Raw genomic sequence first — 24,414 nt, forward strand, 5'->3', positions numbered from 1 at the left:
GTGCAGTTCAGCGCTCGCGCTCACGCTGGAGGAGCAAGCTGACCGTCTCGCCGGTCTTGTCCGTGAGCGGAGCGGCGACATGCCACCCCTCTGCTCCGAGTTCGTTCAGTTGTTCGACCGGCGGCGTGACCTCGCCGCCGAGTCCGGCGATCATGACATCACTGTCGACCTCAATAGTGCGGTACTCGTAGGAGGGCATACAGATTCTGGAGCGGCCACCGGCGATAAACGTCTTGTGGTGGCAAGCATACAGTACGTCGGTACCGCCACCGATTTGCCACGCACAGCCCTCACATCGTATGTGCCAACGTTTCCGGACGGAGCGGAGCGAAACACCCTCACAGAGGACTGTCGCCGCTGCCCCGAACTCGCCGACAGTCGGGCCTGTATCTCGTGGGGCAACGGTCCGCTGGACGCCGACCTCGTGGTGGTCGGCGAGGCCCCAGCCGAGGGCGACCCCGAGGCCGAGAAGTGGCGGGGCGGCAACCTGACCGGCATGGCCTACACCTCGCGGCACTCCGGCCGGAAAATCCGGGGAGTGCTCGCCGACGCCGGGTTCGGTCACGACGACTGCTACTACACCAACGCCGTGAAGTGCCACCCGCCGGGGAACCGCGACCCGACCGATGCGGAACTAGCGAACTGCCGGCCATACCTCGTCAGAGAAGTCGAGGCGGTCGAGCCGACAGCGGTCGTGACGACCGGGAAACACGCGACGAAGACCGTACTGGCGCTGGACGATGCAACCCTCGACGGTTTCCTCAATAGCGTGCTCGACCCCCGTCGGAGCGACGCGCTCGGCGTTCCCGTGGTTCCGCTCCTCCACCCGTCGTATCAGGAGGTCTGGCTCTCACGGCTGGACTACGACCACGAGGGGTACGTCGACGCTATCACAGACGCGGTCGCCGGTATCAGCGACACCTAGAACCTTCTTGTGACCGCCGGACGCAGGGACGACTATGAGCGAGAACTGCATTTTCTGTCAGATCGTCGCCGGCGACATCCCCGGCCGCACCGTCTACGAGGACGACACCGTGCTGGCGTTTCTGGACGCCAACCCCCTCTCGCCGGGCCATACGCTGGTCATCCCGAAGGCCCACCACGAGCGGCTGAACGACACGCCCGCCGACGTAGCGGGGGAGGTCATGTCGACCCTACACGAACTCGTCCCCGCCGTCGAGGCGGCCGTCGACGCCCCCGCCAGCACGGTCGCGTTCAACAACGGCGAGGAAGCCGGCCAGGAAGTCCCCCACGTCCACGGCCACATCGTCCCGCGCTTCGAGGACGACGGCGGCCGCCCGATTCACGCGCTTGTCACCGACCGTCCCGACCTCTCTGACGACGAACTGGACGCCATCGAGTCGGATATCGTGGCCGAACAGGCGTAACATTCCGTATCCTTTTATCGAAAGATACGCCAACAGCGACGCATGGGGGTTTCGACGCTCGCGTTCGTGGGGTGTACCGGTGGGGCTGGAACGACACGATTGACAGTCGAGACGGCGGCGACGCTGGCCCGGGGCGGGCGGTCCGTCGCCGTCGTCGACGCGGCCTTCGGCACGCAGGGGCTGGCAACGTACGTCGACGGGCGACTCGACGCCGACGTGACTGCGGTGGCCGTCGGCGACGTACCGGTCGACGACGCGCTATTCAAGTGGGATATCGACGCCGACGGGCGGGTCGCGCTCTGTCCAGCCCACGCGCCGTTCGAGCGCCTCGCTCGCGCGAAGTCAGCCGAGAGCGCACAGAGGCTCGAACAGGCTCTCGAGGAGCTAGCCGGCCGGTTCGACCACGTCCTGCTCGATGTGCCACCAATTGCGTCGAATCAGGCCGTCGCCGCTGCCACGACCGCACAACGGCGGGCGCTTGTGCTCCCGGCTAGCCAGCGCGGCAGCGACCTGCTCCCGCGACAACAGGGCCGCCTCCGTGACATCGGGGCGCCGGCATCAGCCGTCATTGCGACCCGCGTCCACCGCGATACCGACGAATCCGTCGAGGATGCAGCACATACGGTCCCACACATCGAACCAGATGCGCATAGGCCGCTTGTAACGGTCTCAGACACCGATGTCGCCCCGACCGTCGCCGCGATGACTGAGGACCTGCTCGATGTCGACCTCGGTCTGACATTCGAGGACGACAGTCTGTTCTCCCGTTAGGGAAGCGGGAGGACGATGACGGGGCGGTCAACACGGGCGAGGAGGTTTCGGGCCGTCGACCCGATTCCGTCGCTGTCGTCGGAACCACGATGTGGGCCGATGAGGAGTTCGTCCGGGTCGTGCTCGTCGACAGCCGCCAGTATTTCCGTCACGGGCTCGCCTTCCCGCGTCTCCGTTGCGGGCATAAACGACGCGAGCCGCGAGCGGGCGACGTTGACGGCGTCACCCGCGTCACGTGATGGAGCATCGGGGTCGCGGACCGCGACCACGACGATGTCGTCGTCACCTGCCGGGTCGAGCCGGTGCTGGAGGTAGTCAGCGGCGGCCGCGGTGACGTGAACCGAGCTTGTGGCGAGCAGAAACGTCGTCATGGACGACTCTGTGGCGTCGCTCGGCTTCGGGCTTTCGTTCGTCAGCAACACACCAACGACAACTATACAGGTAGCAACAGAATCGCGGGCGTAGCATACACATAGTGAGTGGCTACTCATATACGGGACTCCTTGCGAAGCCATGACCCTATCCGAAACCCCGGACCCGGTACGGTTCGTCTGTCCGTTCTGTGAACGGACGTTCGACCGGCCCCGATCAGTGTGTGATAGCTGCGATAGCACAGTCGTCGTCTCCGTGGAAAGTCAATCAGTGTACGACAGCATCCTTCCGATGTGTGGACATTAGGCCGGGTGAGACATGACGTTCCGGTCGTCTGTCACGCGCACCGACGGGCTTACATACAGCCCAACCTGTACCCGAGAGCGTGCGCGTCGAGAACAGTTTCATCGGTACCGACGGCGTCGGGGAGAAGACCGAGCAGTCCATCTGGGAGCAGGGCGTCACTCACTGGGACGAATTCGAACCGTCCGTCGTCGGCGGCCAGCGCGGCGACCGGATCCAGCAGTTCATCGACGAGGGTCGGGACCGGATCGCCGAGACCGACGTTACCTACTTCGACCATGCGTTTCCCAGCAGCGAGCGCTGGCGGTTGTACGAGACCTTCCGCGAGCGGGCCTGTTTCTTCGACATCGAGACGACCGGACTCGACCAGGACCGCAATCAGGTGACAACAGTGAGTCTCCATCAGGGCGGCGACACACAGACGCTCATCGCCGGCGACGACCTGACCGCCGAGAACCTCCGGGCCGCCTTCGACGGCGCGGATCTGCTGGTGACGTTCAACGGCAAGCGCTTCGACGTGCCCTTCCTCGAAGCGAACTTCGACGTCGACCTCGACCGCCCGCATCTGGACCTGATGTACACCTGCAAGAAGATCGGACTCTCCGGCGGGCTCAAACAGGTCGAACAGGACATCGGTATCGAGCGGGACCGACCGGATATTTCCGGTCGGGACGCGGTACGGCTCTGGCGGGAACACGAACAGGGCCGAGACGGTGCACTCGAAACGCTGGTGTCGTACAACCGAGAGGACACAGTGAACCTCAAGACGCTGGCCGAGACCGCTACCGAGCGGCTTGATGAGCGGATTTTTGTTGGTTGATTTCAGGGACGAGAGCCGTCACTACACCCCCTTTGTTTCGAGTGGAGTGGGAAAGTGTGACAGTGTTCCGTAGCGCCCTAATGAGGCCGAGCGTGTCGAGTTATCGACTCCAGAATGGCGTGTGCCCGTGTCCGAGGACGATAGAAGCCATATGCCAAGCGACAAGTTCGAGGAACAGCGCCGTATCCTGCCCTGTTCCAACGCCGTAGAGCAAGGGGAGATACAGCAGCGGCAACATGACCGCTGCCCAGAACGCAAACGGTCGGACACTGGTGAGCGTCACAGTCCAAGCCCCGCGAACCGCAAACGCGAGCGTATCGAGATATGGACTGCGGTCCGTCGGTCGCAGTCTGTCAGCGTCGCTCTGGTGCGGAAGCGGAGGGCTATCGCCGCTCGATGACCCCACCGTCACTCCCCCTGTCTGGCCTCGGTATCATTGGTTGAATCAACAGTATACCGCACCTAATCCGTGGTCACTACACAGATAGGTGACTGCGCCAGCGTGTCTATGTGTATTCACCACTCGTATGGCAGTCATGTCTGTTCGGAAAGGAATTACACTGGATTCACGGCGCCCTCACAATCCGGACACGTGGCGAGCATCCGCGGCCAGTCGCCGGCCGTGTCGTACGCGATGACGAGATTCGCCGCGGGAATCGTCACGTCACAGGCCGGACACCTCCCCAGTGGTGGGTCTGCCGTTTCTATGTCACTGTTCCACATACACAGAGCTACGCACTCAGGACATATTGTTACCAGCCACCTACGGAGTGTACGGCAGTCTTAGGTGTCGTCGTCCTGCGGCGGCCGCTTCGATAACCGGTCAAACCGACGCTGGGCCTCGCTCGCCCGGTCGGCGGTTTCCTCCGGTTCAGGGCTTACATCCGCGAGCGCCGAGTCCGCAACGGTGATCTCCAGAACCACGTCGGCCGTCCGCGCATCGGCCGGCAGTGCGGTCGCCTCAATGTCGAGAGCGGACAGTCCATCCTCGGTGTCTACTTCCAGCGTGGCGATGCCGTTCTCGATTCGGTCGACAATGGCGGTGTAGGTTCCGTCAGGTAGCATCAGTAACTCCGTTCCAGTACGGTCTCGTTGTCGGCGTCGGTCACAGTCACAGTGTCGCCGCCATTGTTCCATATCGGACGCTCCGACCCCCAGTAAAGATCGGTGTCCGTGTCGGTACCGCTGCCGGTGTGGAGGGTCACGGTCTCGTCCGGGCCGAGCGTGAATCCGTCGGGGACGATGTAGGTGTGGTCGGCTTCGTCACTGACCGTCCAGCCGCCCATGTCAAGCGGCTCCGCGCCAGCGTTCCGGAACACGACGTACTCGTCGTTGAGGTTGTCCCGGTCGTCGCCCGCCGCATCGGCGTGGACCCGGTCGATGATCAGGTCGCCACTCGTGTTCTCAGTAGGCGTTCCACCGTCGGTCACGGCTGGCGTGTCGGTCGCGGCCGGCGTATCAGTCCGTGGGGACGAGCGGGGCAGGTAGGTCGCTCGCTGGGTAACCGGTTCGGTCGTACCCGGCGAAATCGGGTCCCCGGATCGCAGTGACAGCGGGTCCGTCGGCGCTGCCCGCTGCGTGCTGACGGTCACGGCGGTCCCGTTGCTGGTCAGGACGGTATCCCCGTGGGTGGCGGTCCAGTACGTCGGAACCGAGCGCGCCGAAAGCCGCTGGAGGGTCTCGTTGTCCGGGTGTCCGTACTGCGAGTCGTAGGCGCTCGATACCACGACCGTCCGGGGGCTGGCGGCGTCCAGCAGCGGCCCGTCAGTGCTTGACGCGCTGCCGTGGTGACCGGCTTTTAATACAGTGGACCCGAGTGTCGCTCCGTAGGTATCGACGAGATACGCCTCCTGGTCGTCCTCCGCATCGCCGGTAAAGAGGAAGCTCGTCTTGCCGTGCTCGATCCGGATGACGATGCTGTTCTCGTTTCGGGCTCCGTTTTCGAGATAGGGGTTCGGCGGGCCGAGTACCGTCGTCTCGACGCCGGAGAACCTGATCCGGTCGCCCTCGCGCGTCTCGTACAGCGTCACGTTGTGGGCTTCGACGGCGTCGAGGTACCGCTCGTAGGTCTGCGTGCTCGCGGCGATACCGGGGTCGTACACCACGCCGACGCCGTTTTTCTCGGTCTCGTAGTGCCTGATGACGGCCGCGTTACCGCCGATGTGGTCGGCATCGTTGTGCGAGACGACGAAGTGGTCGATGCGGTCGATGCCCTGTCGGTCGAGATACTGCAGGACGTACTCGCCGTCGTCGGTGAAGTCCCCGGAGTCGATGAGCATCGTTTCGTTGTCGGGGCTGACCAGCAGGGTCGCCACCGACTGGCCGACGTTGATGAAGTGGACCTCTAGCGTCCCGTTCGCCGCGGCCGGCAAGGAGGCATCCGGCGTCGCCGTCTCGGTCGCAGTCGGCGAGTTCGTGCTACCGTCCACCCCGTTGGCCACGAACCCGCCACAGCCAGCAAGCACCAGCAGTACTGCGACGATCAGGGAGGCAACCCCGCGACTCTGTACCATTCCGTCTATGTACGTGGCCGAGTTATTTGGTATCACCTACCAACTACGTACCACGGGACAGGGCGTGTTGTCGCTATCTCCGAACGACCGTACGCTGTTCAGTAGTTCGCGATCTCGGGTGACTGCGGCGTGTCCGTCGGCCGCAGCAGGTGGACGCGGCCGGCAAGGAACCCGAGCAAGAGGCCGGTGAAGTGTGCGATAAGCGCGACACCGGGGTTGGCAGTGGCGAACGTGATCGCGGCGGCGACGACGCCGGCCAGCGCTAACTGGACGCGCGGCGCGAGTTCGAAACCCCCGATGACGGTGTCAGTCAGGCGATTGGCGGCGAGCAGATAGCCAAAGAGGCCAAACACCGCGCCGCTGGCCCCGAGGACGGAAACGTGGCTGACCATTCCGGGAACGAACGGGCCGACGAGACTGGCTATCGAGACCTGCGAAACCCCGGCGAGTGCGCCGGTCGAAACGAAGAAGGCGTGGAACCGGAGCGGCGAGGTCTGGCGTTCGAGGACGACACCGGCGAGCGCCAATCCGACAGCATTTGCAAGAAGATGCGACAGGCCGGCGTGTGCGTACACACTGGTGACGAGCGTCCAGGGGCGACTGAACAGCGGCGGGGAGAGGGCGAACAGGCTCCGCGGGGCAGTCACCACGCCGACGGCCTGCTGTGCGAGGAACACAGCAACGATGACGGCCAGCGTGACCACGGTCGGGCTTTGTCGCAGCGGCTTCATCGTGCCGATATTGTCGCCCTCGATACAAGAAACGCTCGGACACCCCGAACCGTTGCAGAACGCATACGTGGCAGCGTGGCGTTACGTCGCATATGTCCGAACTGACCGACGCCCTCACTGCGGCGTTCGCCGACGAGACCGACGACGAAATCGCACAGGCAGCCGCCGAGAACATCGCCGACTTTGCCGAGGAGTACGATGAGGACCTGACGAGCGACCGCGTCACTGACCTGCTCGCGGCCGCGCCCTACGATGGATTTCAGCGCCGGTTCAACTGGATCGTCGGCGAACTCGCCGCCGAGAACGAGGACTGCACCGACTCCCGAGCGTTCCGTATCGACGGGTTCGGCGAACTCGCCGCCGACCCGGACATCGGGACCTGATCGGGTGCATGCCTGGCGGCACCTACACGCTGGTACTCGAACGGGGCACCAGCGGGTCGATTGCAGTCGGCGCGCTTGGTGAAATCACGTTCCCGGCAGGCTGGTACGCCTACACCGGGAGCGCGCTGGGTAGCGGCGGCTTCGGCCGCATCGACCGCCACCGCGCGGTCGCCGCCGGCGACAACGACACCCGGCACTGGCACATCGACTACCTGCTCGGTGACGCGGCGACGACCGTCGAACAAGTCGTGACGACCGAGGCCGACATCGAATGCGCCGTCGCCAAGCGACTCGACGGTCCGACAGCGGCGGGGTTCGAGGGTATCGACGCCTTCGGCTGTTCTGATTGTGACTGTCGTTCGCACCTAATACACCACAAGCAGCAGGAGAAACTGATCGGCGCGGTGACCGACGCCCACGAGGCTGCCCAAGAGGGGACAGTAGCCGCGACCGAGTAGTCAGGAGATGTGAATCGCGGGCTTGTTCGGTCGCGCTTTGGCCGCGAGGTCGTCGTCGGGCGTGGCCCGCCGGACGACGACGTCACAGCCGAACTCGTCTTCGAACAGCCACGCGGCCTGCTGGAGCGTGTCGAGTTCGCGCTCGCCGTCAATAATCGGTTCGAGCCCTGCCCCACGGCCGGCCAGTCGGTCGGCGAACTCGGCGGCTGTGTCGCCGTGCTGTTTGATCTCTTCGTCGGCCATGATTTCACCGACGATGGCGTCGTCAGGGTCCGATTCGCGGGCGATCTCGTAGGCCCGGTACTTCCAGTCGGCGGCGACGACGAGTTCGATCTCGTTCGGTTCGTCGATGTCGACGACCTCCGTGATCTCACGCACGTCGTCGAGCGTCCGCCGGACTACCTGCCGCTCGATGCGGTAGTCGTCCACGTCCCGGAGCGGCTCCGGCCACCGGCTCTCGGCGACGAGGCCATCCTCGTCGAGCAGTTGCCACATCTCCTCGGCGAGGAACGGTGCGATAGGTGCGACTAAGCCGGCGAGCACCCGCAGACCCCGGCCGTAGGCGAACTGATACGGGCGGTCGTAACCCGCGTAGCGCCCCAGTAGCCGGGCGAAGCGCTGTATCTCGCCGATGACGCGGTGGAAACGGAAGCGGTCGTACTCCTCGGTGACAGCCGCGATTGTCCGGTCGATTTCCCGCTCCAAGTACGCGTCGTGGTCGGTGCTCTCGGTCCGTGTCTCCGTTCGGTCGGTATACTCCGTGACAAGGCGATACAGTGTCTGCTGGAAGTCGTAGGCCGTCGAGACATCCTTCACGGTCCACTCGAAGTCCTGCGAGGGGTGGGCCGCTGAGAGGACGAACAGCCGCGTCGTCTCGGCCCCGTACTCGTGGGGCGCGATGTCGTTGCCCTTCGACTTGGACATCTTCTCGCCACCGTGGAGCACCGTGCCCTGATTGATGAGCCGCTCGACCGGTTCTTCGCGGTCAAGCAGACCGATATCCGAGAGCGCCCGGGCAAAAAAGCGGATGTACAGCAGGTGGAGGACGGCGTGTTCCTCGCCGCCGACGTACACGTCCACCGGGAGCCACTCGTCGGCAGTCGCCTGGTCGAAGGGCGCTGATTCGAAGTGCGGAGAGAGATACCTGAGGAAGTACCACGAGGAGTCGACGAAGGTATCCATCGTGTCCGTCTCTCGCACCGCATCGGCCCCACAGTCAGGACAGGGGGTCTGCTTCCACTCCTCAGCCGCATCGAGTGGATTTCCGGTCGTCTGGACGTAGTCGGGCAGTTCCACCGGCAGGTCTTCTTCCGGAACCGGGACGTGGCCACAGTCGTCACAGTGGACGATCGGGATGGGCGTCCCCCAGTAGCGCTGTCGCGAGATGAGCCAGTCCCGCAGGCGGTAGGTCACCGTGGACTCGGCGGCCTCGTCCTCACGCAGGCGCTCGCGGGCGGCGGAGCTGGCGAGACCGTCGTACTCGCCGCTGCTCGTGAGCATCCCGTCGCCGGTGTAGGGCGCGTGTGGCAAGTCCGTCCCGCTGCCGTCGACCGGTTCGACAGCCTGCTCGACGGGCAGGTCGTGCTTGTCGGCGAAGTCGTGGTCCTGTTCGTTGTGGGCGGGGACGCCCATGACTGCGCCCGTGCCAACATCGTCAAGGACGTACGCGGCGACGTACACCGGGAGTTCCTCGCCGGTGTACGGGTGAGTCGCAGTCAGATCCGTCTCGACGCCGCTCATCCCGGCGTCGTCTGTATTTGCTACGGATTCCACGTACTCGGCGATATCGTCGTCCGTCTCGGCCAGCGCTCGCGCGAGGTCGTGGCCCGGCGACAGCGCCAGATACGTCGCGCCGTACACCGTATCGAGCCGGGTCGTGAACGCCTCGACGGCCTCGTGGTCGTCGTGGCCGACGGTAAACGAGACCCGAGCGCCCTCCTGACGGCCGATCCAGTTGCGCTGGCTGTCCCGGACGCCGTCGGGCCACCCCTCCAGCTCGTCCAGCCCGTGATACAGCTCCTCGGCGTAGTCGGTGATGGCGAAAAACCACTGGTCGAGGTCGCGCTGCTCGACAGCCGTTCCACAGCGCCAGCAGACGCCGCTGCCGTGGGTGTGGCTGTGGCCGGTGTTGGCGGTCGTCCCGCCGTCGTCGGCTTCCGGCGGCGTTTCGACCTGCGCGTCGGCAAGCACCGTCTCGCAGTCCGGACACCAGTTCACCGTCGCCGCGCCGTAGTCGACCAGTCCCTCGTCGTAGAACTGGGTGAACAGCCACTGGTTCCACTGATAGTATTCGGGGTCACAGGTGGTGATTTCCCGGGACCAGTCGTACCCAAAGCCCATCTCCCGGAGGTCGTCTTTCATCTGGTCGATACACGTCCGGGTCCAGGACTCGGGGTCCGTGTCCCGCTCGTAGGCCGCGTTCTCCGCCGGCAGGCCGAAGGCATCCCACCCCATCGGGTGGAGCACGTCGTCGCCCGCCATCCGCCGGTACCGAGCATACGCGTCTGTGATGGCGTAGTTCCGGATGTGTCCCATATGCAACGAGCCGGACGTGTATGGGAACATCCCCAGCACGTACGTCGGGTCCTCGGCGTCAGTCGGGCACTCGAAAACGCCGTCCCGCTCCCAGGCCTGCTGCCAGTACTCCTGAACCCGAGCGTGGTCATATCGGCGCGACATTTGCTACATTTTTCTGTGCCTGCCGCCCTCATCAGTGTTCGCCTATCGAAGCCACTGGAAATCGACGGACGCTGACCCAGACGAGACAGTACACTGAAGTATATCTGAAAGAACAACTACGGCTAAAATAGATGCGCCGCCGACACCTCCTCCTAAGTACCTCCAGCCTCATCGCGTTTTCCGGATGTGGCAGAAATCCGACTGAGAGCGCAGAGACGAAAACAGAGACTGGCGACGAAAGGGCGACTGAAGCTACCGGCGAGCAGGTAACTGTCAGTGGTCAAGTTCGACCGACTGAAAGCCCCAGTCCTCCGTCAAAAGCGTTCACGTGCGATAAGCGCGACTTTGTCCGTCACCCGCCGATGTACGATCCAGACCGGATCAAATGGGGCGATACCGGAACCGTCTCGTTACGCATTGACCAGACGACGTTTGAGTACGGTGATACGGCCCAGATTACGTTGACGAACACGACTGATAGCAGGATCTCCACAGGACTGAAGCAGACGTACCAGATTGAGCGCTTCACTGACGACGGCTGGCAAGATGTCCGTGGGAAAACTGGGGGAGATGAAATCCAGTACGTGGACATGGGGAGTGAGCCAGCACCAGGGGTGATTTATGAATGGTCGCTCCGTCTGACTGAAGCGGGTCTCGTTGCTGGGGACAAGGAGTTTACTGTCTGTCCAGAACTCGTCTCCGGGCGCTATCGGTTCGTGTACTGGACTGTGGATGCGCCGGTCGCGGTCGCATTCGACCTCACGCGGTAGGCCGGTCCCACTGATACCGCTCTCAGTGGGCGGTCATTCCTCGCCGGACTCGTAGTGATCGCCAGCGGCTTCGGGCAGGCGGGTCTTCCCCACCAGCGCGAGGACGACAATGACGGCGACGAACGGAATCGTCTGGACCAGCGAATCGGGGACAGCGATGACATCGGCCGTCTGGAGGCGCAACTGGACGGCGTCGAGGCCGGCAAACAGCGTGGTCGACAGCAGCGCACCGACCGGGTTGTAGTTGCCGAACAGGTAGGCGACGATGGCGATGAACCCCTTGCCGTTGACCATCGTCGGCCCGTTGCCGGTGAACTGGCCGATGTTGATCGCCAGCGCGGCCCCACCCATCCCCGAGAGAACACCGGAGAGGAGCACGGCTGCGTAGCGGACGCGGGACACGTCGACGCCGGCGGTATCCAGCGCCTTCGGGTTCTCGCCGGCGGCCCGGACCCAGCGGCCGAAGGTCGTGCGGTTCAGCACGTACCACGACGCTGCCACGGCGAGGAACATGATGTACACCGCGGGCGAGGCGTCGAACAGCGCGCCGAAGAACGGGATGTCGGCCAGCGCCGGGACCGTTATCGTATCGAAGGTGCCGACGTTACTGGTGTTTGGCCCGCCGTAGAACACCTGCGAGGCGAACGGTGCGAGGCCAAGCGCGATGAGCCAGACGGCCAGACCGGCGATGATCTGGTCGGCGCGGAACTCGATACAGACGACGGCAAACACGGCAGCGAGCAGCGTCGAGGCAACGATGCCGATGAGGAACCCGAGCCACAGCGAACCGGTGGCGTCGGCTCCGAAGATGGCTGCGAAGGCCGAGATGATGAGCAGCCCTTCGAGCCCGATATTGATGATCCCGCTCTTCTCGGCGAAGATGCCGCCCAGCGCGGCCAGCACAATCGGGACCGAGAGCCGCAGCGTCGAGGACAGCGTCGATTTCGAGGCCAGCACCCAGAATATCTGTCCGGGGGTCGATGCCGGTGCGAGAAGTCCGAATCCGGCAAGCACGGCCAGTGTGAGAAACGCCGCGGCGGCGATGAACAGCCGGCCTGACGCCGATAAGAGTCGATCCATAGCGCTGTCGTTAGTCATCAGCACCACCTCCCGCGGTCGCGGCGGCCGGACTGTCGGGCTCGCGTGCTGCGAGCCGCCGGCCGATGATACGGAAGAACTCCGGCATCGCGACGAACAGAATGATCAGGCCACGGAGGACGCCGACCAGCTGTGGCGGCACGTTGGTCGCGAACGCCACCACGTTCGAGCCGGACTTGAGGACGCCAAAGAGGAGCGCGGCGAAGACGGCCCCGATGGGGTTGTTGCCGGCGAGGATAGAGACGGTGATCCCGTCGAAGCCGTAGCTCGGGATACCGGTCTGGAACTTCCCGAGCGTCATCATCACGAACACAGCCCCGCCGATACCGCCGAGCGCGCCCGACAGCGTCAGCGACTTCAGGATGGTCCGGGCGGAGTCGACACCGCCGTACTCCGCGGCCGCGGGCTGGATGCCGGCGGTCCGCAGGTCGTAGCCGAAGGCCGTGTGTTCGAGCAGGTAGTAGACACCGCCGACGAACACGAGCGCAATCAGGAGCGCGAGCAGGGAGAAGTCCGTCCGCGGGTCGAACAGTATCGAGGGGAACTGCCCCTCGACGGGCAGTGTCCGGGTCTGTGTCGCCTGACTCGTCGGGTCGGCGAAGTGGTTCCGGACGAGATACAGCGTTACCCGGACAGCGACGAAGTTGAGCATGATAGTGGTAATTACCTCGTTCGCGTCGGCGTAGGCTTTCAACGCACCGGGTATCGCACCGTAGAGGCCGCCGCCGATCGCGCCAGCGAGCAGCCCGAGCGGGATAAACAGGACGAGTGCGATCGTCCCAGAGACGAGCGAGCCGGCCCATAGCACTGTCAGTGCGGCCGCCAGCGCACCGATGATGAGCTGGCCCTGTGTCCCGATGTTGAAGATACCTGCACGGAACGCCAGAGCAACTGAGAGGCCGGTGAACACGAGTATCGTCGTCTCGCGTAGCGTCGCCGCGAACTGCGCGTTCAGCGGCGACCAGCCGCCGGCGAAGGGATCGCCCAGCGCGCCAAGGAACAGCCGGTTGAACACGTAAAACGGGTCGTAACACAGCGTTGTGGAGCCGAACGTGAGGGCCGGCGACCGACACGTCGCCATCAGTCCCGCGGCGGTGACGATGACCGTTCCGACGACAAGAGAGAGCAACAGCGCTGAGACGGCGATGAGAATCCGCTCGCCGACTGAGGTCTTGCCGAGCCTGATGAGGCGCTGTCGGTACTGTGACCACCGGTCGTCCGAGTCCGGTGTCGACGGGTCGTCGCCGTTCCGCGGCGGGCCGCTATCGCTCATCGGTTCCCCTCCCCGTCCGCCGCAATGGTCGGAACGGCGTCAGGTTGCTGCCCGGCCATCAGCAGTCCGAGCTGTTCCTCGGTCACGCGCTCGGGGTCGACGATGTCGACGATCTCGCCCTCGTAGACGACAGCGAGGCGGTCAGAGAGCGACTGGACCTCGTCGAGGTTCGAGGAGATGAGCAACACGGCCCGGCCCGCTTCGCGGAGCGCGTTGATCTGATCGTGGATGAACTCCATCGACCCGACGTCCACGCCGCGGGTGGGGTGGGAGGCGACGACAAGACGCGGGTCCCGGGCGAACTCCCGGCCGACGACGAACTTCTGCTGGTTCCCCCCGGAGAGGGACTTGGCGTGGGCGTCGGCATCCGGCGGCCGAACGTCGTACTCTTCGATTATCTCTTCCGCGTGGTCGCGCGTGTGGTTCCAGTCGATACGCCCCTTCGAGGTGTAGTCGGCCGCGTGCTGGCTCCCCAGCAGGCCGTTCTCGACGAGGTCGAAGTCCATCACCAGTCCCCGCTCCTGTCGGTCTTCCGGGATGTAGGCCAGCCCGGCCTCGATGCGTTCCCGGCGGCTGTCGGTGGTCCGGTCGACATCGTCGTACGTGATCGTTCCCTCGTCAGGCATCTGGAGCCCGGTAATTGCCTCGACCAGTTCCGACTGTCCGTTCCCATCGACGCCAGCGATACCGAGCACCTCGCCGGCCCGGACCTCGAGCGAAATCCCGTCGACCGCGCGGACGCCCCGGTCGTCCTCCACGACGAGGTCCTCGACGTCAAGGATAGATCGGCCTGGCTCGGCGGGGTCCCGGTCGAGGTCCAGCAGCACCTCCCGGCCGACCATCATCTCGGCCAGTTCTTCCCGAGTGATGTCGTCGGCCGGCACCGTCCCGACGTTTTTACCCTCGCGCAGGACCGTGATTTCGTCGGCAGCTTCCATCGCCTCGCCGAGCTTGTGCGTGATGAAGATAATCGTCTTGCCCTGGTCGGTCAGCTCTTCGAGGACGCGAAATAGGTCCTCGACTTCCTGTGGCGTGAGCACTGCCGTCGGTTCGTCCAGAATCAGGATGTCTGCGCCGCGGTAGAGCGCTTTGAGGATTTCGACGCGCTGCTGGACGCCGACACCGACGTCTTCGATGCGGGCGTCGGGGTCCACGTCGAACCCGTACCGCTCGGACAGTTCACGGACCTGTTTTCGGGACTGTTCGCTGTCGACCGTGAGTCCAAGCCACTTGCGGGGCTCGTTCCCAAGCGTGATGTTTTCGGTGACGGTCATCGGATCGACCAGCATGAAGTGCTGGTGGATCATACCGACACCCTCGTCGATGGCGTCGCGCGGCGAGTCGAACTGCTGTGTCTCGCCGTGCACGTTGACCGTCCCCTCGGTGGGCTGGTAGAGCCCGTAGAGGACGTTCATCAGGGTGGTTTTGCCCGCACCGTTCTCGCCGAGCAGTGCGTGAACCGTCCCCTTCTCGACCGCCAAATCGACGTCGTCATTCGCGACTACCCCCGGAAACCGCTTTGTAATACCATCGAGGTGGACGGCCTGTTCCATACTCTGAGCCGTTACCGTCCCGGTGTTTTAACTTCACGGTTCCACATGTCTGGCAAAAATATGCGGCAACTGCGTGTGTGGTCGCGGTGACTCAGACGGATTGTTGATATTATTTTCGGTAGTTCCGACCGCTGGGGCGGAACAGACGGCAAATCGCTCTAACAGCCGGTCTCAGGCGTTATCGGGGTCAGTCGGCACGCTGATGTCGCCGTCGATGATGCTCTGGCGGACCTCGGACACCTCGTCTTTGACACCCTGTGGGATCTCCGAGCCGAGCTGCTGGCCGTACACTGCTTCGACACCGTTCTGTTCGAGGCCGAGCGTGTTCACAGCGCCGCCATCGAAGTTATCGTTGACGACCGATTCGACCGACGTGTACACCGCGTTGTCGACGCGTTTGACCATACTCGCGAGGATGACATCGCTGAAGTCCGATTTCGTGACCGACTGGTCGCGGTCGACGCCGACTGCGAAGCGCTCCGCCTCCTGAGCCGCACGGAACACGCCAGTCCCGGTGTTACCCGCCGCGTGGTAGACGATGTCCGCACCGGAGTTGTACATCGAGAGGGCCGCCTCCTGGCCGCCGGAGGGGTCGTTGAAATCGCCAACGTAGGCTGTCTGGACATCAACGTCTTCCTCCGCGTGCTTGACGCCAGCTTTGTAGCCGGCTTCGAAGCGGCCGATGAGGTCGCCCTCGACGCCGCCGACGAAGCCGACGCTCGTGGAGTCACTTTGCGTGGAGCCGGTGCCAGCCGAGAAGTCCTGACTGGTCAGCTTCGCGGCCATCAATCCAATGAGGAACGAGCCCTGATGCTCACCGAACACGTAGGAGCCGACGTTGTCCGCCTCGACGACGGAGTCAACGATCATGAAGTCCTGCTCGGGGTATTGGCTGGCGGTCTCCGTGAGGGCGTCCGCCTGCAGGAAGCCGATACAACAGACGAGGTCGTAGTCCGGGTTCGAGGACTGCGCGTACTGCTGTTGGAGGCTGCCGAAGTCCTGTACTGCTTCCGGCTGAGACTCGTCGTATTCGATGTTTAGCTCGTCCGCTGATCGGATAGCGCCGGTCTGGGCCTGGTCGTTGAACGACCCGTCACCGAGTCCGCCCGTCGCGTACACCATTCCGACACGGGCGGCCGGACCGCTGTCGCCGTCGCCACCATCGCTGTCGGTGTCCCCACCGTCACCGCCGCTGCCATCGCCGCCATCGCCACCGAGGCATCCGGCTAACCCGATTGCAGTTGCGGTACCAACACTACTGATGAACGTGCGTCTGCGCTGTGACATGTCCCACCAGCGGTGTCGATAGGCGTTAAAGACTTCGGTGTCGCACATTCGCCACATCGGCGACAAATCACGGCAAGGCGGGCCGATCGACTTTCGATACCGACGCCGCGGGCATTTTATGTACTGGGTGTGAACGGCTGGCAATGACAGTCTGGTCGCGTTCACACAGCAGCAACTGGCAGGCCCTGACGGGACCCAACACGCGGTGACCACCGTCGTCTTCTGGGCGCTGGTCGCCCTCGCGACGGTTACTGGGCTGGTGACAGCCTGGACACTCGGTGCGAACAGCAACTCACCGCCGTTCGCCCCGGCTATCGGTGCGAACGCTATCTCGACGATGCGCGCCGCCTTCCTTATCGGAATTCTCGCCGCAATGGGCGCACTGACTCAGGGGGGCAGTATCTCGGAAACGGTCGGCGCTGGCCTCATCGATGGCGTCGCGATCACCTCGCTCGCAGCCGTCGCCGGGCTGTTGACTGCGACCGGATTCATGGCCTTTGGTATCTACTCAGGCTATCCCGTTCCAGCGGCGTTCGCGACGACGGGCGCGATGGTCGGCGTCGGCCTCTCACTCGGCGGTGATCCGGTGTTCGACACCTACCGCCGCATCGCCGTTTTCTGGCTGCTTGTCCCACCTGTGTCGGGGAGCCTGGCCTACCTCACCGCGACTGTGTTGCGTCGGGACGACATCCCCGAAACGGTCGGCGTCCCGTTACTCGCCGGCGTCGTCGGTGGTATCGTTGCCAACGTCCAGTTGAGCATCATCCCGTCGCCCGCCGGCACCGACCAGGGCTCGCTGGCCGGCTTCGCCGCGATGGCCACCGGGACGGAGGTCGCCGCCGTCGTCGCCACGCTGCTGGTCGCCGCCGGGAGCTTCTACTACATCCGCCGGCAGACGCAGGCCTCCGTCGACAAGGGCATCAAGACCTTCCTCGTCGTGCTCGGCAGCGTCGTTGCCTTCTCCAGTGGCGGCAGTCAGGTCGGCCTCGCGACCGGGCCACTGGAAAACCTCTACGGGACCGAACTCGGTCTCCCCGGGATCGTGTTGCTGGCGCTCGGCGCAGTTGGTATCCTCGGCGGCGCGTGGATGGGCGCGCCCCGCCTGCTACAGGCGACCTCCCGCGAATACGCGCAACTCGGCGTCCGCCGCTCAATCGCCGCGCTGGTCCCCGGCTTCATCATCGCGCAGGCCGCCATCGCGCTGGGCATCCCCATCTCGTTCAACAACATCATCATCTCCGGCGTCATCGGCGGCGGCCTGGCCGGCGGTTCTGCCGGCGTCTCTCGCCGGAAAATAGGTGTGACTGTCGGATTCTGGCTCATCACGCTCGTCACCAGCGTCGTGATCGGCTTCGGCGTGTATCAGGTGTTGGAAGCGGCCCTCGGGAGCCAGGTCTGAGAAGAGCGTGGTCGGCCAGCCACGCGCTAGCGGACGACCGTGACCGTCACCGGCGCTTCGCTGACGACCGCCGTCGCCACGGTCCCCAGCAACCGCCGGGCAATCTCGTTTCGCGTCCCGCCGTGGCCACCCATCACCACCTGATCCACGTCGACCTCCTCGACGTAGTCCAGAATCGTTTCGGCCGGGTCACCGGTCTCGACGGCCGTCTCGACCTGTTGGCCGGCCTCTTTGGCCTGCTGTGACGCCCGGTCGACGAGCGTCTTGGCCCGCTCATCGGCCGCCGCCCGGCGATCCGCGTCCGGTTCGAGCATCCCACCTTCGCTCATCCCGGTATCGAGCGGCGCAACGACGTTCAAGACCGTAATCCGACAGTCGAACGTCTCCAGTGCGTACGTCAGCGCCTCGTCGGCCAGCGGTGACCCGTCCAGCGGGACGAGGACGTGCGTGGGAGCCATACACGTACTCTCGGGGCGAGCTACAAGTATCCGGGGTGCGAGCGACGCGTCGCTGTTCACGTGGTCGCCAGAAAATACGCAATTCTGGATTCGAACCAGATGAAGACTCGCTTCGCTCGTCTTCCAGGGTCCGAATCAGTAACTACGATTTCGTGGCTCGCGAGTTTGCTCGCCACAGAAATAGTCCATCCTGGATTCGAACCAGGGTCGAAGCCCCCAGAAGGCTTCAGGATTGGCCTCTACCCCAATGGACTGTGCGTACTCTATAGTATCGGGTGCCCCTTTGTAAGCGTTGCGCGATTCGGTCGGACATGAAGCGTGTCAGCAGCCCACACAACACCGCCAGGAGAACAATAGCGTCATGGCTACGCCAGACGGCCAGACATCGACAGCGCTTTTTCGGGGTGCTGTGCACACTCGCGTATGTACGTTGGACGATTCGTCGTCGTCAGTCCCGAGGTCGGTGCGTACCGCGTCTCTTCGCGCTCGTTCCCCAACCGCCAGGCAGTCCAGCGCGACGGGACGGTGACCGTCGAGCCGACGCCGGACGCGCCGGAGACGGACAACCCATACATCTCCTACAACGGCGTCCGCGTCACCGAGCGCGGCGCAGTCGTCGGCAACGGCTCCCACGTTGACCCCATCGCCGAAAAGCTCGAACTGGGCTATCCGGCGCGGGACGCCCTTGCTGAGCCGCTCCTCTCGCTCGACTTCGAGAAGGACGACTACGACACGCCGCGGGTCGCCGGTATCGTCGGTGTCGACGCGGCGGACCCGACGACCAACGCCGACGGGCCGGGTGCGGTCATCGGGACCGTCCGTCGGGACGCGCTGCTCGTCGAGGAGGTCACCGAGCCGACGCTTGTGGCGACCTACGAGGAGAACAGCCCGACGGCGTTCGACCTGGCCGCGACTGACGCCAGCGAGGTAGCCCGCGAGGTGTACGACCACGAGTACGAGCACGCTGTCTGTTCGGCCGGCGTCGCGGGGTCGGCGGGCGAGTTCGACGTGGCAGTGCACAACGGGGAGTGAGCGGATGGCAGCAAACGCACCACGGACACAGATACTGAGCCAGGACCGACACTCAAGACCCCACAGGAGGTAGACACTAGCAATGAAACTCGGTGTACTCTCTGATATTCATGGCAATCGGGTGGCGCTCGCGGCAGTGCTTGCGGATATGCCGTCGGTTGACGGACTGGTCTGTGCCGGCGACGTGGTCGGCTACAACCCCTGGCACGCCGATTGTGTCGACGCGACGCGCGGGCACACCGACGCGCTCCCCGCGGACGGTCCCTGGCCGACCGACGAAGTCCCGACAGTGATGGGCAACCACGACCGGGCGGTCGCCGCCGAGACACCGTTCGCGTTCAACGGGATGGCGCAGGCCGGCGTCGAACACGCCACGGAACAGTTGTCCGACGAGCAGATCGAGTGGTTGGCGGCGCTGCCCGACGAGCGCCGCGTCTGTGACGGTCGGGTGAAACTCGTCCACGGCCACCCAGACGATCCGGACCACTACACCTACCCCGAGGAGTTCGGGCCGGATCTGCTGGACGACGAGGACGTGCTCGTGATGGGCCACACGCACCATCAACACCACGAGGTATACGGGGACGGCGTCGTCATGAACCCCGGCAGCGTGGGCCAGCCCCGCGACAGGGACCACCGGGCTGCGTACGCGGTGCTCGACCTCGATGATTTGACTGTCGAGGAACACCGCGTGGCCTACGACACGAGCGCGGTCATCGACGCGGTAGAGGACGCCGACTTGCCGCGGCAGATCGGCTTCCGGCTGACGCAGGGCCGGTAGCCATAGGAACTGCGCGTCGCCTGTCGCCGGCAGCCTGCAGAAACTGCAGCGGGAGGAGGGAATTTATGTCCGTGACCGCTACTGTGTCGTGTGGAGTCCCCATTCGAGGTCCTCGGAATTCCGCCGGACGCGGACGACGGGGAGATCGTCGACGCGTACCGCAAGCGGGTGAAGGAAGCCCACCCGGATCAGGGCGGCTCGACGGCCGAGTTCCAGACGGTCAAAGACGCCTACGAGCGACTGCAGAACGGCTACGAGCCCGGGGACCCGCTGCCGGACGAGTCACCGACGGCCGAATCCAGGTCCGAGACCGAGGAAGCCCCGCCAGAACCGGACGATCCGCTGGTGGAGTTTCTCAACTTCGAGGTGCTGGAGGACCACGGCTGGGCGCTCGAAGACGAGGAGCTGTTCGCGAAAGCCGCGGACGCGAACCTGCAATCGACTGATTTCGGACGGTTCTACGTCGACCCGAACGACACGCTGCTGGAAGCGGCGGAAAAAAACGGCTTTGCGTGGCCCTTCGCTTGCCGCGGCGGCGCGTGTACGAACTGCGCGGTGGCGGTCGTCGAGGGCGAGATGCCGTCGCCGGCGAGCCACATCCTGCCGCCTGAACTCACAGAGAAAGGCATTCGCCTGTCGTGTATCGCCGCACCGGTGTCTGACGACGCGAAGATCGTCTACAACCTGAAACACCTTCCCGAAGTCAGCGAACTCCTGCTGCCCGCGAGCCGGTTCGAGCAGGCCTCCTCGACCGACTAAAAAGAACCCAGCGTTCAGAACACGTCCTGCACGAGCGAGAGGGCCTGTTCGCGGTCCTCCCACGGGACGAACACGGAGACCGACGTGGCGGACGTAATCACGTCGTAGAGGTGGATGTGGGCGTCGGCCAGCGGTTCGACGACCTGATGCGCGAGCGCCGACTGGCTCGGGTCGCCACCGGTGACGCGGATGACGGCGATTTCGTCCTCGACGGTGACCGACGAGAGCGTCTCGTCGTCGACGATGCGGGCGTGCAGCAGCGCCTCGGCTTCCTCGGCGTCGTCTTCGTCGACGTAGAACGTCAGCGAGTCCATCCCCGAGGAGTTGGCCTCGATGTTGATGTCCTCGTCCGCGATAGCGCCCGACAGGTCCGCGAGGATGCCCGGGCTGTTCCGGATGGCCCGGCCGGCGACGGTCACACAGGCGATCGGCTGTTCCTGCAGATCGATGAGGTTCTGGAACTCACCCTCGATAGAGGTGCCACCGGAGAGCAAGTCGCCGTGCTGGTAGTGGACGACCCGAACGCCGAGGTCGTCGCTCTTGTACGACAGCGCTGACGGCGCGACCACCTCGGCCCCGCGGAACGACAGCGAACGGAGTTCGTCGACGGAGATTTTGCCGACGTTCCGAGCACCTTCGACGACGCGGGGGTCGCCGGTCATGACGCCCTCGACGTCGGTGACGATGACGACTTCGTCGGCGTCCATGTAGTCGCCCATCATCACGGCGCTCGTGTCGGAGCCACCACGACCGAGCGTCGTCACGTTGCCCTGGTAGTCCTCCGCGAGGAAGCCTGTGATGACCGGGACGACGTCCTTGAGCTGGCCGGCCAGCGCGTGGGCGCGCTTCTGTGTCTCCTCGACGTCGACCTCGCCGTACTCGTCGGTGATGATCGGCCAGTCCTCGCTGCCGGGTTCGAGGAAGACGGCCTCGATACCGCGGGCGGCGAGTGCGCCCTTGAGCATCCGAACGGAGGTCCGTTCGCCCATCGAGACGATTTCGGCGCGGTCCGCGGAGTCGGCGTCGTAGTTGATCTCGTCGAGCAGTTCGTCGGTCGTGTTGCCCATCGCCGAGGCGACGACCGCGACCTCGTGGCCCTGCTGGACAGCAGCGGCAATCGAGTCCGCAGCCCGGTTGATGCGGTCGCCGCTACCGAGGCTCGTCCCGCCGAATTTGGCGACTACGCGCATGCTACCACCGTGCCCGTGTGTACGTGAACCATTGCCCTCGCGTTATCCGTCGCTCGGGATAACTGTGTTCATCTGTGACCGCGTCTCACTGTCGGCAGCGACCGGGAGATTCCGTCGTGCGAAGCCCTGTTGCCGCGAAGGTGGACGCAGTCCGGAGCGTCCGACACACCGTTTATTTGCGTGGGGTTCCCACGCACATGTATGGATATCCGCGACGCTATCGAAGACGATGCCGAGCGACTGGCCGCCCTCGCTGACGGGCCGCCGGACGTGATGCGAAACCTCGTCCACGACCGTACCGTCCGCGTGGCCGAGGAAGACGACACCATTGTGGGGTTCGTGAGTTTCGACGCCGAGCGTGGGACCGTCCACGTGACGCAACTGGCCGGGTCGAGCGACGCCTGCAAAGAACTCCTGACTGACCCGATCGAGTTCGCACGCCGGGAACACATGACCGTCGAACTACTGCTCCCGGAAGACGAATCGCAAGTCAAGGCCGCTGTCGAGGCGGTCGGGTTCACCTCCACCGGAAACGGTCCCCGGTTCGACGGACAGGAGACGACACGCTACCGGTTAGAACCGGAGCGAGCAGAACACTGACCACCGTCAGGGGACCGAAAGCCGCCAGCCGAGCGTCGCACACAGCCCGAACCCGAAGGCGTTGAGCGAGCCGTGGAGCGCAACCATCGTCGAAATCGTCAGCCCCAGCGATTGGCCGGCGAACGTCGAGACGCCGTAACCGAGCGCGAGCGCCATTGAAACCGGCAGTGCGACCGCCGCGATGCCGAGCACGAGCCCCTGTAGTCGAGGACAGACCGGGACGACACGACGGAGGACCACAACGCCGAAGGCCGCAACGGCGGCGGTGAAAAGGGTCACTGCGACGACCTCCACCAGCGGCGAGAAGGCGATTCCGGCCGCGATGAGTGCCGGCCCGACGAGGATGACACCGACAACGGTTCGGAATCCCCGCGAGTGGTCACCGAGGTATCGGCCGGTCAGTCCTGCTGCGACTGGGAGGACGAACCCGGCGTAGTGGAAGTGGACCGCTGTCAGTCGAATAATAACGCGGTCGAACCAGAGCGTCAGGTCGAGATGAGCCAGCAGGAGTGCGACCGCGCCAACCGAGACGTAGGCGAAGCCAGCGTCGATAGCGGTCTCTGGGAACACTAGGCCGCCCCGAGCCCGAGTCCGAACGAACGCCGCGAGTCCGAGGAGGCCAGTGACAGCCAGCCACGGCGTTGCGAGCGCGGCGGCCAGCGGTGCTGGTGACGGGACGACCAGCGAGACCGCGAGCAGGAGCGCGCCGACCGGCTGGAGCCAGATGGCAGCGGTCGTGAACCGACTGGCAAGCGCCTCGAACGCTCCGGTCACCGCCGTTCGGAGGGCGAGCGGGACCAGCACGAGCGGCGCGAGGGCGAGCGCCCGTTCGATAGCGTCCAGTTCGCCAGTGGCCGTCATCGCCAGCCAGACCACCGCACCAAGCACCGCGCTCAGGTCCGCGACGGCGATGCCCCGGATAGACGGCTTGGCGACGGTGGCGAGTGCTGGCTGCCGGGACCCGGCGGCGCGGTCGCTCATCGCGGCGGGAGCCGGTCGAGTCCGCGGACGATTCGGAGGTCGTCGGGCGTCCCATCGCCAGCCGTCTGTTTCTGCGTGAACGTTCCGCGATAGCCGAGCATGTGGCCCACGAGGTCGTTCTCGACGGTCGCGGTGACGTGGTAGCGGTCGTCGGTTTCGTCGTAGCGGTCACGTACCTCGACATCGGCGGCCAGCGGCCCCGGCAGGGGAACGTAGCGGTCTCCCAGACGAGCCCACTGCCGGCCGCCAGCGACCACGAGCGCGCCGTCCTCGACCCGCGGGTGGAGTTCGCTGGCGACCCGGCCGTGTGTTCCGAGAAAGTCCAGCAGTCGCTCGGCCTCGGCGTCCCAGACGGTCAGCGAGTCGAACAGGCGAGTGGTGTCGCCGAAGTCGAAGGCGCGGCGAGTCGTCATCGCCTCGTGACCCCCGTCCGTCGTGTAGGCCACCGTCGTCACCGAGAACGGCACGTCCTCGCCGGCTTCGGGAAACAGCATGTTCTGGGTCGTCATCGCGTACAGCGCCGGCAAAACCGGCGTTCCACGGGTGATATTCATCTCGCCGCGACCGACGCAGACCGTTCCATCGTCGGGAGCGAGGCTGTACCGGTCGCGGACCTTCGGATGGAGGTCGGCCGCGGCCTCGCCCAGCGCCCGCTCGTAGACGCCCGTCACAGCCCCACCCGTGGCATCCGCAACGCAATCGACGGTTCGATGGCAGCGCTCAGTCGTACCGCACTTCGCGTCTGTGCGTCCATTGGTTGCCTGTTCCCGGGGAAGCTGGATATTTCTACTGGATAGAAGACAGAAAATACTGAG

The 24,414-nt window shown here is 64.8% G+C and carries 28 protein-coding genes; 12 read left to right on the forward strand and 16 right to left on the reverse strand.

The features are described 5' to 3' along the window. Positions 1–7: 7 nt before the first annotated feature. Positions 8–199, reverse strand: coding sequence for a hypothetical protein (locus IEY38_RS04420; RefSeq protein ID WP_049944667.1), 192 nt, complete (start codon positions 197–199; stop codon positions 8–10). A 102-nt stretch (positions 200–301) separates the two neighbouring features. Between IEY38_RS04420 and IEY38_RS04425 the strand changes: the two genes are divergently transcribed. From IEY38_RS04425 to IEY38_RS04435, 3 genes are read left to right on the forward strand one after another with little or no spacing between them, the layout of a single operon-like run. Further along, positions 302–925, forward strand: coding sequence for a uracil-DNA glycosylase (locus tag IEY38_RS04425; protein WP_188975643.1), 624 nt, complete (start codon positions 302–304; stop codon positions 923–925). Between the two features lie 34 nt (positions 926–959). Continuing rightward, a complete protein-coding gene (locus IEY38_RS04430) occupies positions 960–1,388 on the forward strand; it encodes an HIT family protein (protein ID WP_188975645.1) in 429 nt (142 codons plus the stop codon). Positions 1,389–1,430: 42 nt separating this feature from the next. Then, complete coding sequence (locus tag IEY38_RS04435; RefSeq protein ID WP_188975647.1) at positions 1,431–2,159, forward strand: ParA family protein; 729 nt, start codon at positions 1,431–1,433, stop codon at positions 2,157–2,159. Here the strand turns inward: IEY38_RS04435 and IEY38_RS04440 are convergent. Further along, entirely contained in the window at positions 2,156–2,530 is a 375-nt protein-coding gene (locus IEY38_RS04440; protein WP_188975650.1) for a universal stress protein, read from the reverse strand. The two genes, IEY38_RS04435 and IEY38_RS04440, sit on opposite strands and share 4 nt — an antisense overlap. A 386-nt stretch (positions 2,531–2,916) precedes the next feature. On the opposite strand from IEY38_RS04440, the gene IEY38_RS04445 reads away from it, so the two are divergent. Next, a complete protein-coding gene (locus tag IEY38_RS04445) occupies positions 2,917–3,654 on the forward strand; it encodes a ribonuclease H-like domain-containing protein (RefSeq protein WP_188975652.1) in 738 nt (245 codons plus the stop codon). A gap of 100 nt (positions 3,655–3,754) precedes the next feature. Here IEY38_RS04445 and IEY38_RS04450 read toward each other — a convergent pair whose 3' ends face one another. The 5 genes from IEY38_RS04450 to IEY38_RS04465 all read right to left on the reverse strand — a co-directional run bounded on the left by IEY38_RS04450 (position 3,755) and on the right by IEY38_RS04465 (position 6,898). Continuing rightward, positions 3,755–4,060, reverse strand: a complete 306-nt coding sequence (locus tag IEY38_RS04450) for a hypothetical protein (RefSeq protein WP_229775219.1) — start codon at positions 4,058–4,060, stop codon at positions 3,755–3,757. A 149-nt stretch (positions 4,061–4,209) separates the two neighbouring features. Next, positions 4,210–4,377: a DUF7837 family putative zinc-binding protein gene (locus IEY38_RS21220; RefSeq protein ID WP_229775220.1), complete on the reverse strand. Its 168-nt coding sequence runs from the start codon at positions 4,375–4,377 to the stop codon at positions 4,210–4,212. A gap of 60 nt (positions 4,378–4,437) precedes the next feature. Then, positions 4,438–4,719 carry a DUF3006 domain-containing protein gene (locus tag IEY38_RS04455; protein WP_188975656.1) on the reverse strand — a complete coding sequence of 94 codons (282 nt, stop codon included), beginning with the start codon at positions 4,717–4,719 and terminating at the stop codon, positions 4,438–4,440. After that, a complete protein-coding gene (locus tag IEY38_RS04460) occupies positions 4,719–6,167 on the reverse strand; it encodes a lamin tail domain-containing protein (protein ID WP_188975658.1) in 1,449 nt (482 codons plus the stop codon). Before IEY38_RS04460 ends, IEY38_RS04455 begins: the two co-directional genes overlap by 1 nt. A 98-nt stretch (positions 6,168–6,265) precedes the next feature. Then, on the reverse strand, positions 6,266–6,898 hold the full coding sequence (locus tag IEY38_RS04465) for a rhomboid family intramembrane serine protease (protein ID WP_188975660.1): 633 nt from the start codon (positions 6,896–6,898) through the stop codon (positions 6,266–6,268). Positions 6,899–6,990: 92 nt separating this feature from the next. Between IEY38_RS04465 and IEY38_RS04470 the strand changes: the two genes are divergently transcribed. Both IEY38_RS04470 and IEY38_RS04475 read left to right on the forward strand, forming a co-directional pair. Further along, positions 6,991–7,281: a hypothetical protein gene (locus IEY38_RS04470; protein ID WP_188975662.1), complete on the forward strand. Its 291-nt coding sequence runs from the start codon at positions 6,991–6,993 to the stop codon at positions 7,279–7,281. Positions 7,282–7,289: 8 nt separating this feature from the next. After that, positions 7,290–7,739, forward strand: coding sequence for a GIY-YIG nuclease family protein (locus tag IEY38_RS04475; RefSeq protein ID WP_188975664.1), 450 nt, complete (start codon positions 7,290–7,292; stop codon positions 7,737–7,739). On the opposite strand, the gene leuS is transcribed toward IEY38_RS04475, so the two are convergent. Further along, the gene (gene leuS, locus IEY38_RS04480) at positions 7,740–10,418 is read right to left on the reverse strand and encodes a leucine--tRNA ligase (protein ID WP_188975666.1); all 2,679 of its coding nucleotides are present in this window, start codon (positions 10,416–10,418) and stop codon (positions 7,740–7,742) included. 362 nt (positions 10,419–10,780) lie between these two features. Between leuS and IEY38_RS21225 the strand changes: the two genes are divergently transcribed. Next, positions 10,781–11,188, forward strand: coding sequence for an immunoglobulin-like domain-containing protein (locus IEY38_RS21225; protein WP_229775221.1), 408 nt, complete (start codon positions 10,781–10,783; stop codon positions 11,186–11,188). Between the two features lie 33 nt (positions 11,189–11,221). On the opposite strand, the gene IEY38_RS04490 is transcribed toward IEY38_RS21225, so the two are convergent. From IEY38_RS04490 to IEY38_RS04505, 4 genes are all read right to left on the reverse strand, one after another. Then, a complete protein-coding gene (locus tag IEY38_RS04490) occupies positions 11,222–12,268 on the reverse strand; it encodes an ABC transporter permease (protein ID WP_188976139.1) in 1,047 nt (348 codons plus the stop codon). Positions 12,269–12,278: 10 nt separating this feature from the next. Continuing rightward, positions 12,279–13,559, reverse strand: coding sequence for an ABC transporter permease (locus IEY38_RS04495; protein WP_188975670.1), 1,281 nt, complete (start codon positions 13,557–13,559; stop codon positions 12,279–12,281). Beyond that, positions 13,556–15,112, reverse strand: coding sequence for an ABC transporter ATP-binding protein (locus IEY38_RS04500; RefSeq protein ID WP_188975672.1), 1,557 nt, complete (start codon positions 15,110–15,112; stop codon positions 13,556–13,558). Before IEY38_RS04500 ends, IEY38_RS04495 begins: the two co-directional genes overlap by 4 nt. Positions 15,113–15,283: 171 nt before the next feature. Then, complete coding sequence (locus IEY38_RS04505) at positions 15,284–16,447, reverse strand: BMP family lipoprotein (RefSeq protein ID WP_188975674.1); 1,164 nt, start codon at positions 16,445–16,447, stop codon at positions 15,284–15,286. Positions 16,448–16,604: 157 nt separating this feature from the next. Between IEY38_RS04505 and IEY38_RS04510 the strand changes: the two genes are divergently transcribed. Next, positions 16,605–17,798, forward strand: a complete 1,194-nt coding sequence (locus IEY38_RS04510) for an inorganic phosphate transporter (RefSeq protein ID WP_188975677.1) — start codon at positions 16,605–16,607, stop codon at positions 17,796–17,798. Positions 17,799–17,824: 26 nt separating this feature from the next. Here the strand turns inward: IEY38_RS04510 and IEY38_RS04515 are convergent, their stop codons facing one another. Further along, positions 17,825–18,256 (reverse strand): universal stress protein, encoded by a 432-nt coding sequence (locus IEY38_RS04515; protein ID WP_188975678.1) that lies wholly within the window; start codon positions 18,254–18,256, stop codon positions 17,825–17,827. A 423-nt stretch (positions 18,257–18,679) separates the two neighbouring features. On the opposite strand from IEY38_RS04515, the gene IEY38_RS04520 reads away from it, so the two are divergent. The 3 genes from IEY38_RS04520 (at position 18,680) to fer (ending at position 20,828) form a co-directional block, all read left to right on the forward strand. Next, positions 18,680–19,288, forward strand: coding sequence for an IMP cyclohydrolase (locus IEY38_RS04520; RefSeq protein ID WP_188975680.1), 609 nt, complete (start codon positions 18,680–18,682; stop codon positions 19,286–19,288). Between the two features lie 82 nt (positions 19,289–19,370). Next, positions 19,371–20,069 carry a metallophosphoesterase family protein gene (locus IEY38_RS04525; protein ID WP_188975682.1) on the forward strand — a complete coding sequence of 233 codons (699 nt, stop codon included), beginning with the start codon at positions 19,371–19,373 and terminating at the stop codon, positions 20,067–20,069. 90 nt (positions 20,070–20,159) lie between these two features. After that, a complete protein-coding gene (gene fer, locus IEY38_RS04530) occupies positions 20,160–20,828 on the forward strand; it encodes a ferredoxin Fer (protein ID WP_188975684.1) in 669 nt (222 codons plus the stop codon). A gap of 14 nt (positions 20,829–20,842) precedes the next feature. On the opposite strand, the gene IEY38_RS04535 is transcribed toward fer, so the two are convergent. Further along, positions 20,843–22,018 carry an aspartate kinase gene (locus IEY38_RS04535; RefSeq protein WP_188975686.1) on the reverse strand — a complete coding sequence of 392 codons (1,176 nt, stop codon included), beginning with the start codon at positions 22,016–22,018 and terminating at the stop codon, positions 20,843–20,845. A gap of 201 nt (positions 22,019–22,219) precedes the next feature. On the opposite strand from IEY38_RS04535, the gene IEY38_RS04540 reads away from it, so the two are divergent. Next, positions 22,220–22,618, forward strand: a complete 399-nt coding sequence (locus IEY38_RS04540; RefSeq protein ID WP_188975688.1) for a GNAT family N-acetyltransferase — start codon at positions 22,220–22,222, stop codon at positions 22,616–22,618. Positions 22,619–22,624: 6 nt separating this feature from the next. Here IEY38_RS04540 and IEY38_RS04545 read toward each other — a convergent pair whose 3' ends face one another. Together IEY38_RS04545 and IEY38_RS04550 are read right to left on the reverse strand one after the other, a co-directional pair. Further along, the gene (locus IEY38_RS04545) at positions 22,625–23,599 is read right to left on the reverse strand and encodes a YndJ family protein (protein WP_188975690.1); all 975 of its coding nucleotides are present in this window, start codon (positions 23,597–23,599) and stop codon (positions 22,625–22,627) included. Continuing rightward, the gene (locus tag IEY38_RS04550) at positions 23,596–24,270 is read right to left on the reverse strand and encodes a DUF4166 domain-containing protein (RefSeq protein ID WP_188975692.1); all 675 of its coding nucleotides are present in this window, start codon (positions 24,268–24,270) and stop codon (positions 23,596–23,598) included. Before IEY38_RS04550 ends, IEY38_RS04545 begins: the two co-directional genes overlap by 4 nt. Positions 24,271–24,414 lie beyond the last annotated feature (144 nt).

The sequence above is a fragment of the Haloarcula sebkhae genome (assembly GCF_014647415.1).
Classification (GTDB): Archaea; Halobacteriota; Halobacteria; order Halobacteriales; family Haloarculaceae; genus Haloarcula; species Haloarcula sebkhae.

Coding starts and splice junctions, on each gene's coding strand:
- IEY38_RS04490 (WP_188976139.1), bottom strand. CDS start 12,268: ATGGATCGACTCTTATCGGCGTCAGGCCGGCTGTTCATCGCCGCCGCG.
- IEY38_RS21225 (WP_229775221.1), top strand. CDS start 10,781: ATGTACGATCCAGACCGGATCAAATGGGGCGATACCGGAACCGTCTCG.
- IEY38_RS04545 (WP_188975690.1), bottom strand. CDS start 23,599: ATGAGCGACCGCGCCGCCGGGTCCCGGCAGCCAGCACTCGCCACCGTC.
- IEY38_RS04430 (WP_188975645.1), top strand. CDS start 960: ATGAGCGAGAACTGCATTTTCTGTCAGATCGTCGCCGGCGACATCCCC.
- IEY38_RS04460 (WP_188975658.1), bottom strand. CDS start 6,167: ATGGTACAGAGTCGCGGGGTTGCCTCCCTGATCGTCGCAGTACTGCTG.
- IEY38_RS04465 (WP_188975660.1), bottom strand. CDS start 6,898: ATGAAGCCGCTGCGACAAAGCCCGACCGTGGTCACGCTGGCCGTCATC.
- IEY38_RS04505 (WP_188975674.1), bottom strand. CDS start 16,447: ATGTGCGACACCGAAGTCTTTAACGCCTATCGACACCGCTGGTGGGAC.
- IEY38_RS04455 (WP_188975656.1), bottom strand. CDS start 4,719: ATGCTACCTGACGGAACCTACACCGCCATTGTCGACCGAATCGAGAAC.
- IEY38_RS04535 (WP_188975686.1), bottom strand. CDS start 22,018: ATGCGCGTAGTCGCCAAATTCGGCGGGACGAGCCTCGGTAGCGGCGAC.
- IEY38_RS04525 (WP_188975682.1), top strand. CDS start 19,371: ATGAAACTCGGTGTACTCTCTGATATTCATGGCAATCGGGTGGCGCTC.
- IEY38_RS04440 (WP_188975650.1), bottom strand. CDS start 2,530: ATGACGACGTTTCTGCTCGCCACAAGCTCGGTTCACGTCACCGCGGCC.
- IEY38_RS04520 (WP_188975680.1), top strand. CDS start 18,680: ATGTACGTTGGACGATTCGTCGTCGTCAGTCCCGAGGTCGGTGCGTAC.
- IEY38_RS04475 (WP_188975664.1), top strand. CDS start 7,290: ATGCCTGGCGGCACCTACACGCTGGTACTCGAACGGGGCACCAGCGGG.
- IEY38_RS04540 (WP_188975688.1), top strand. CDS start 22,220: ATGGATATCCGCGACGCTATCGAAGACGATGCCGAGCGACTGGCCGCC.
- IEY38_RS04515 (WP_188975678.1), bottom strand. CDS start 18,256: ATGGCTCCCACGCACGTCCTCGTCCCGCTGGACGGGTCACCGCTGGCC.
- IEY38_RS04495 (WP_188975670.1), bottom strand. CDS start 13,559: ATGAGCGATAGCGGCCCGCCGCGGAACGGCGACGACCCGTCGACACCG.
- IEY38_RS04470 (WP_188975662.1), top strand. CDS start 6,991: ATGTCCGAACTGACCGACGCCCTCACTGCGGCGTTCGCCGACGAGACC.
- IEY38_RS04435 (WP_188975647.1), top strand. CDS start 1,431: ATGGGGGTTTCGACGCTCGCGTTCGTGGGGTGTACCGGTGGGGCTGGA.
- IEY38_RS21220 (WP_229775220.1), bottom strand. CDS start 4,377: ATGTGGAACAGTGACATAGAAACGGCAGACCCACCACTGGGGAGGTGT.
- leuS (WP_188975666.1), bottom strand. CDS start 10,418: ATGTCGCGCCGATATGACCACGCTCGGGTTCAGGAGTACTGGCAGCAG.
- IEY38_RS04420 (WP_049944667.1), bottom strand. CDS start 199: ATGCCCTCCTACGAGTACCGCACTATTGAGGTCGACAGTGATGTCATG.
- IEY38_RS04500 (WP_188975672.1), bottom strand. CDS start 15,112: ATGGAACAGGCCGTCCACCTCGATGGTATTACAAAGCGGTTTCCGGGG.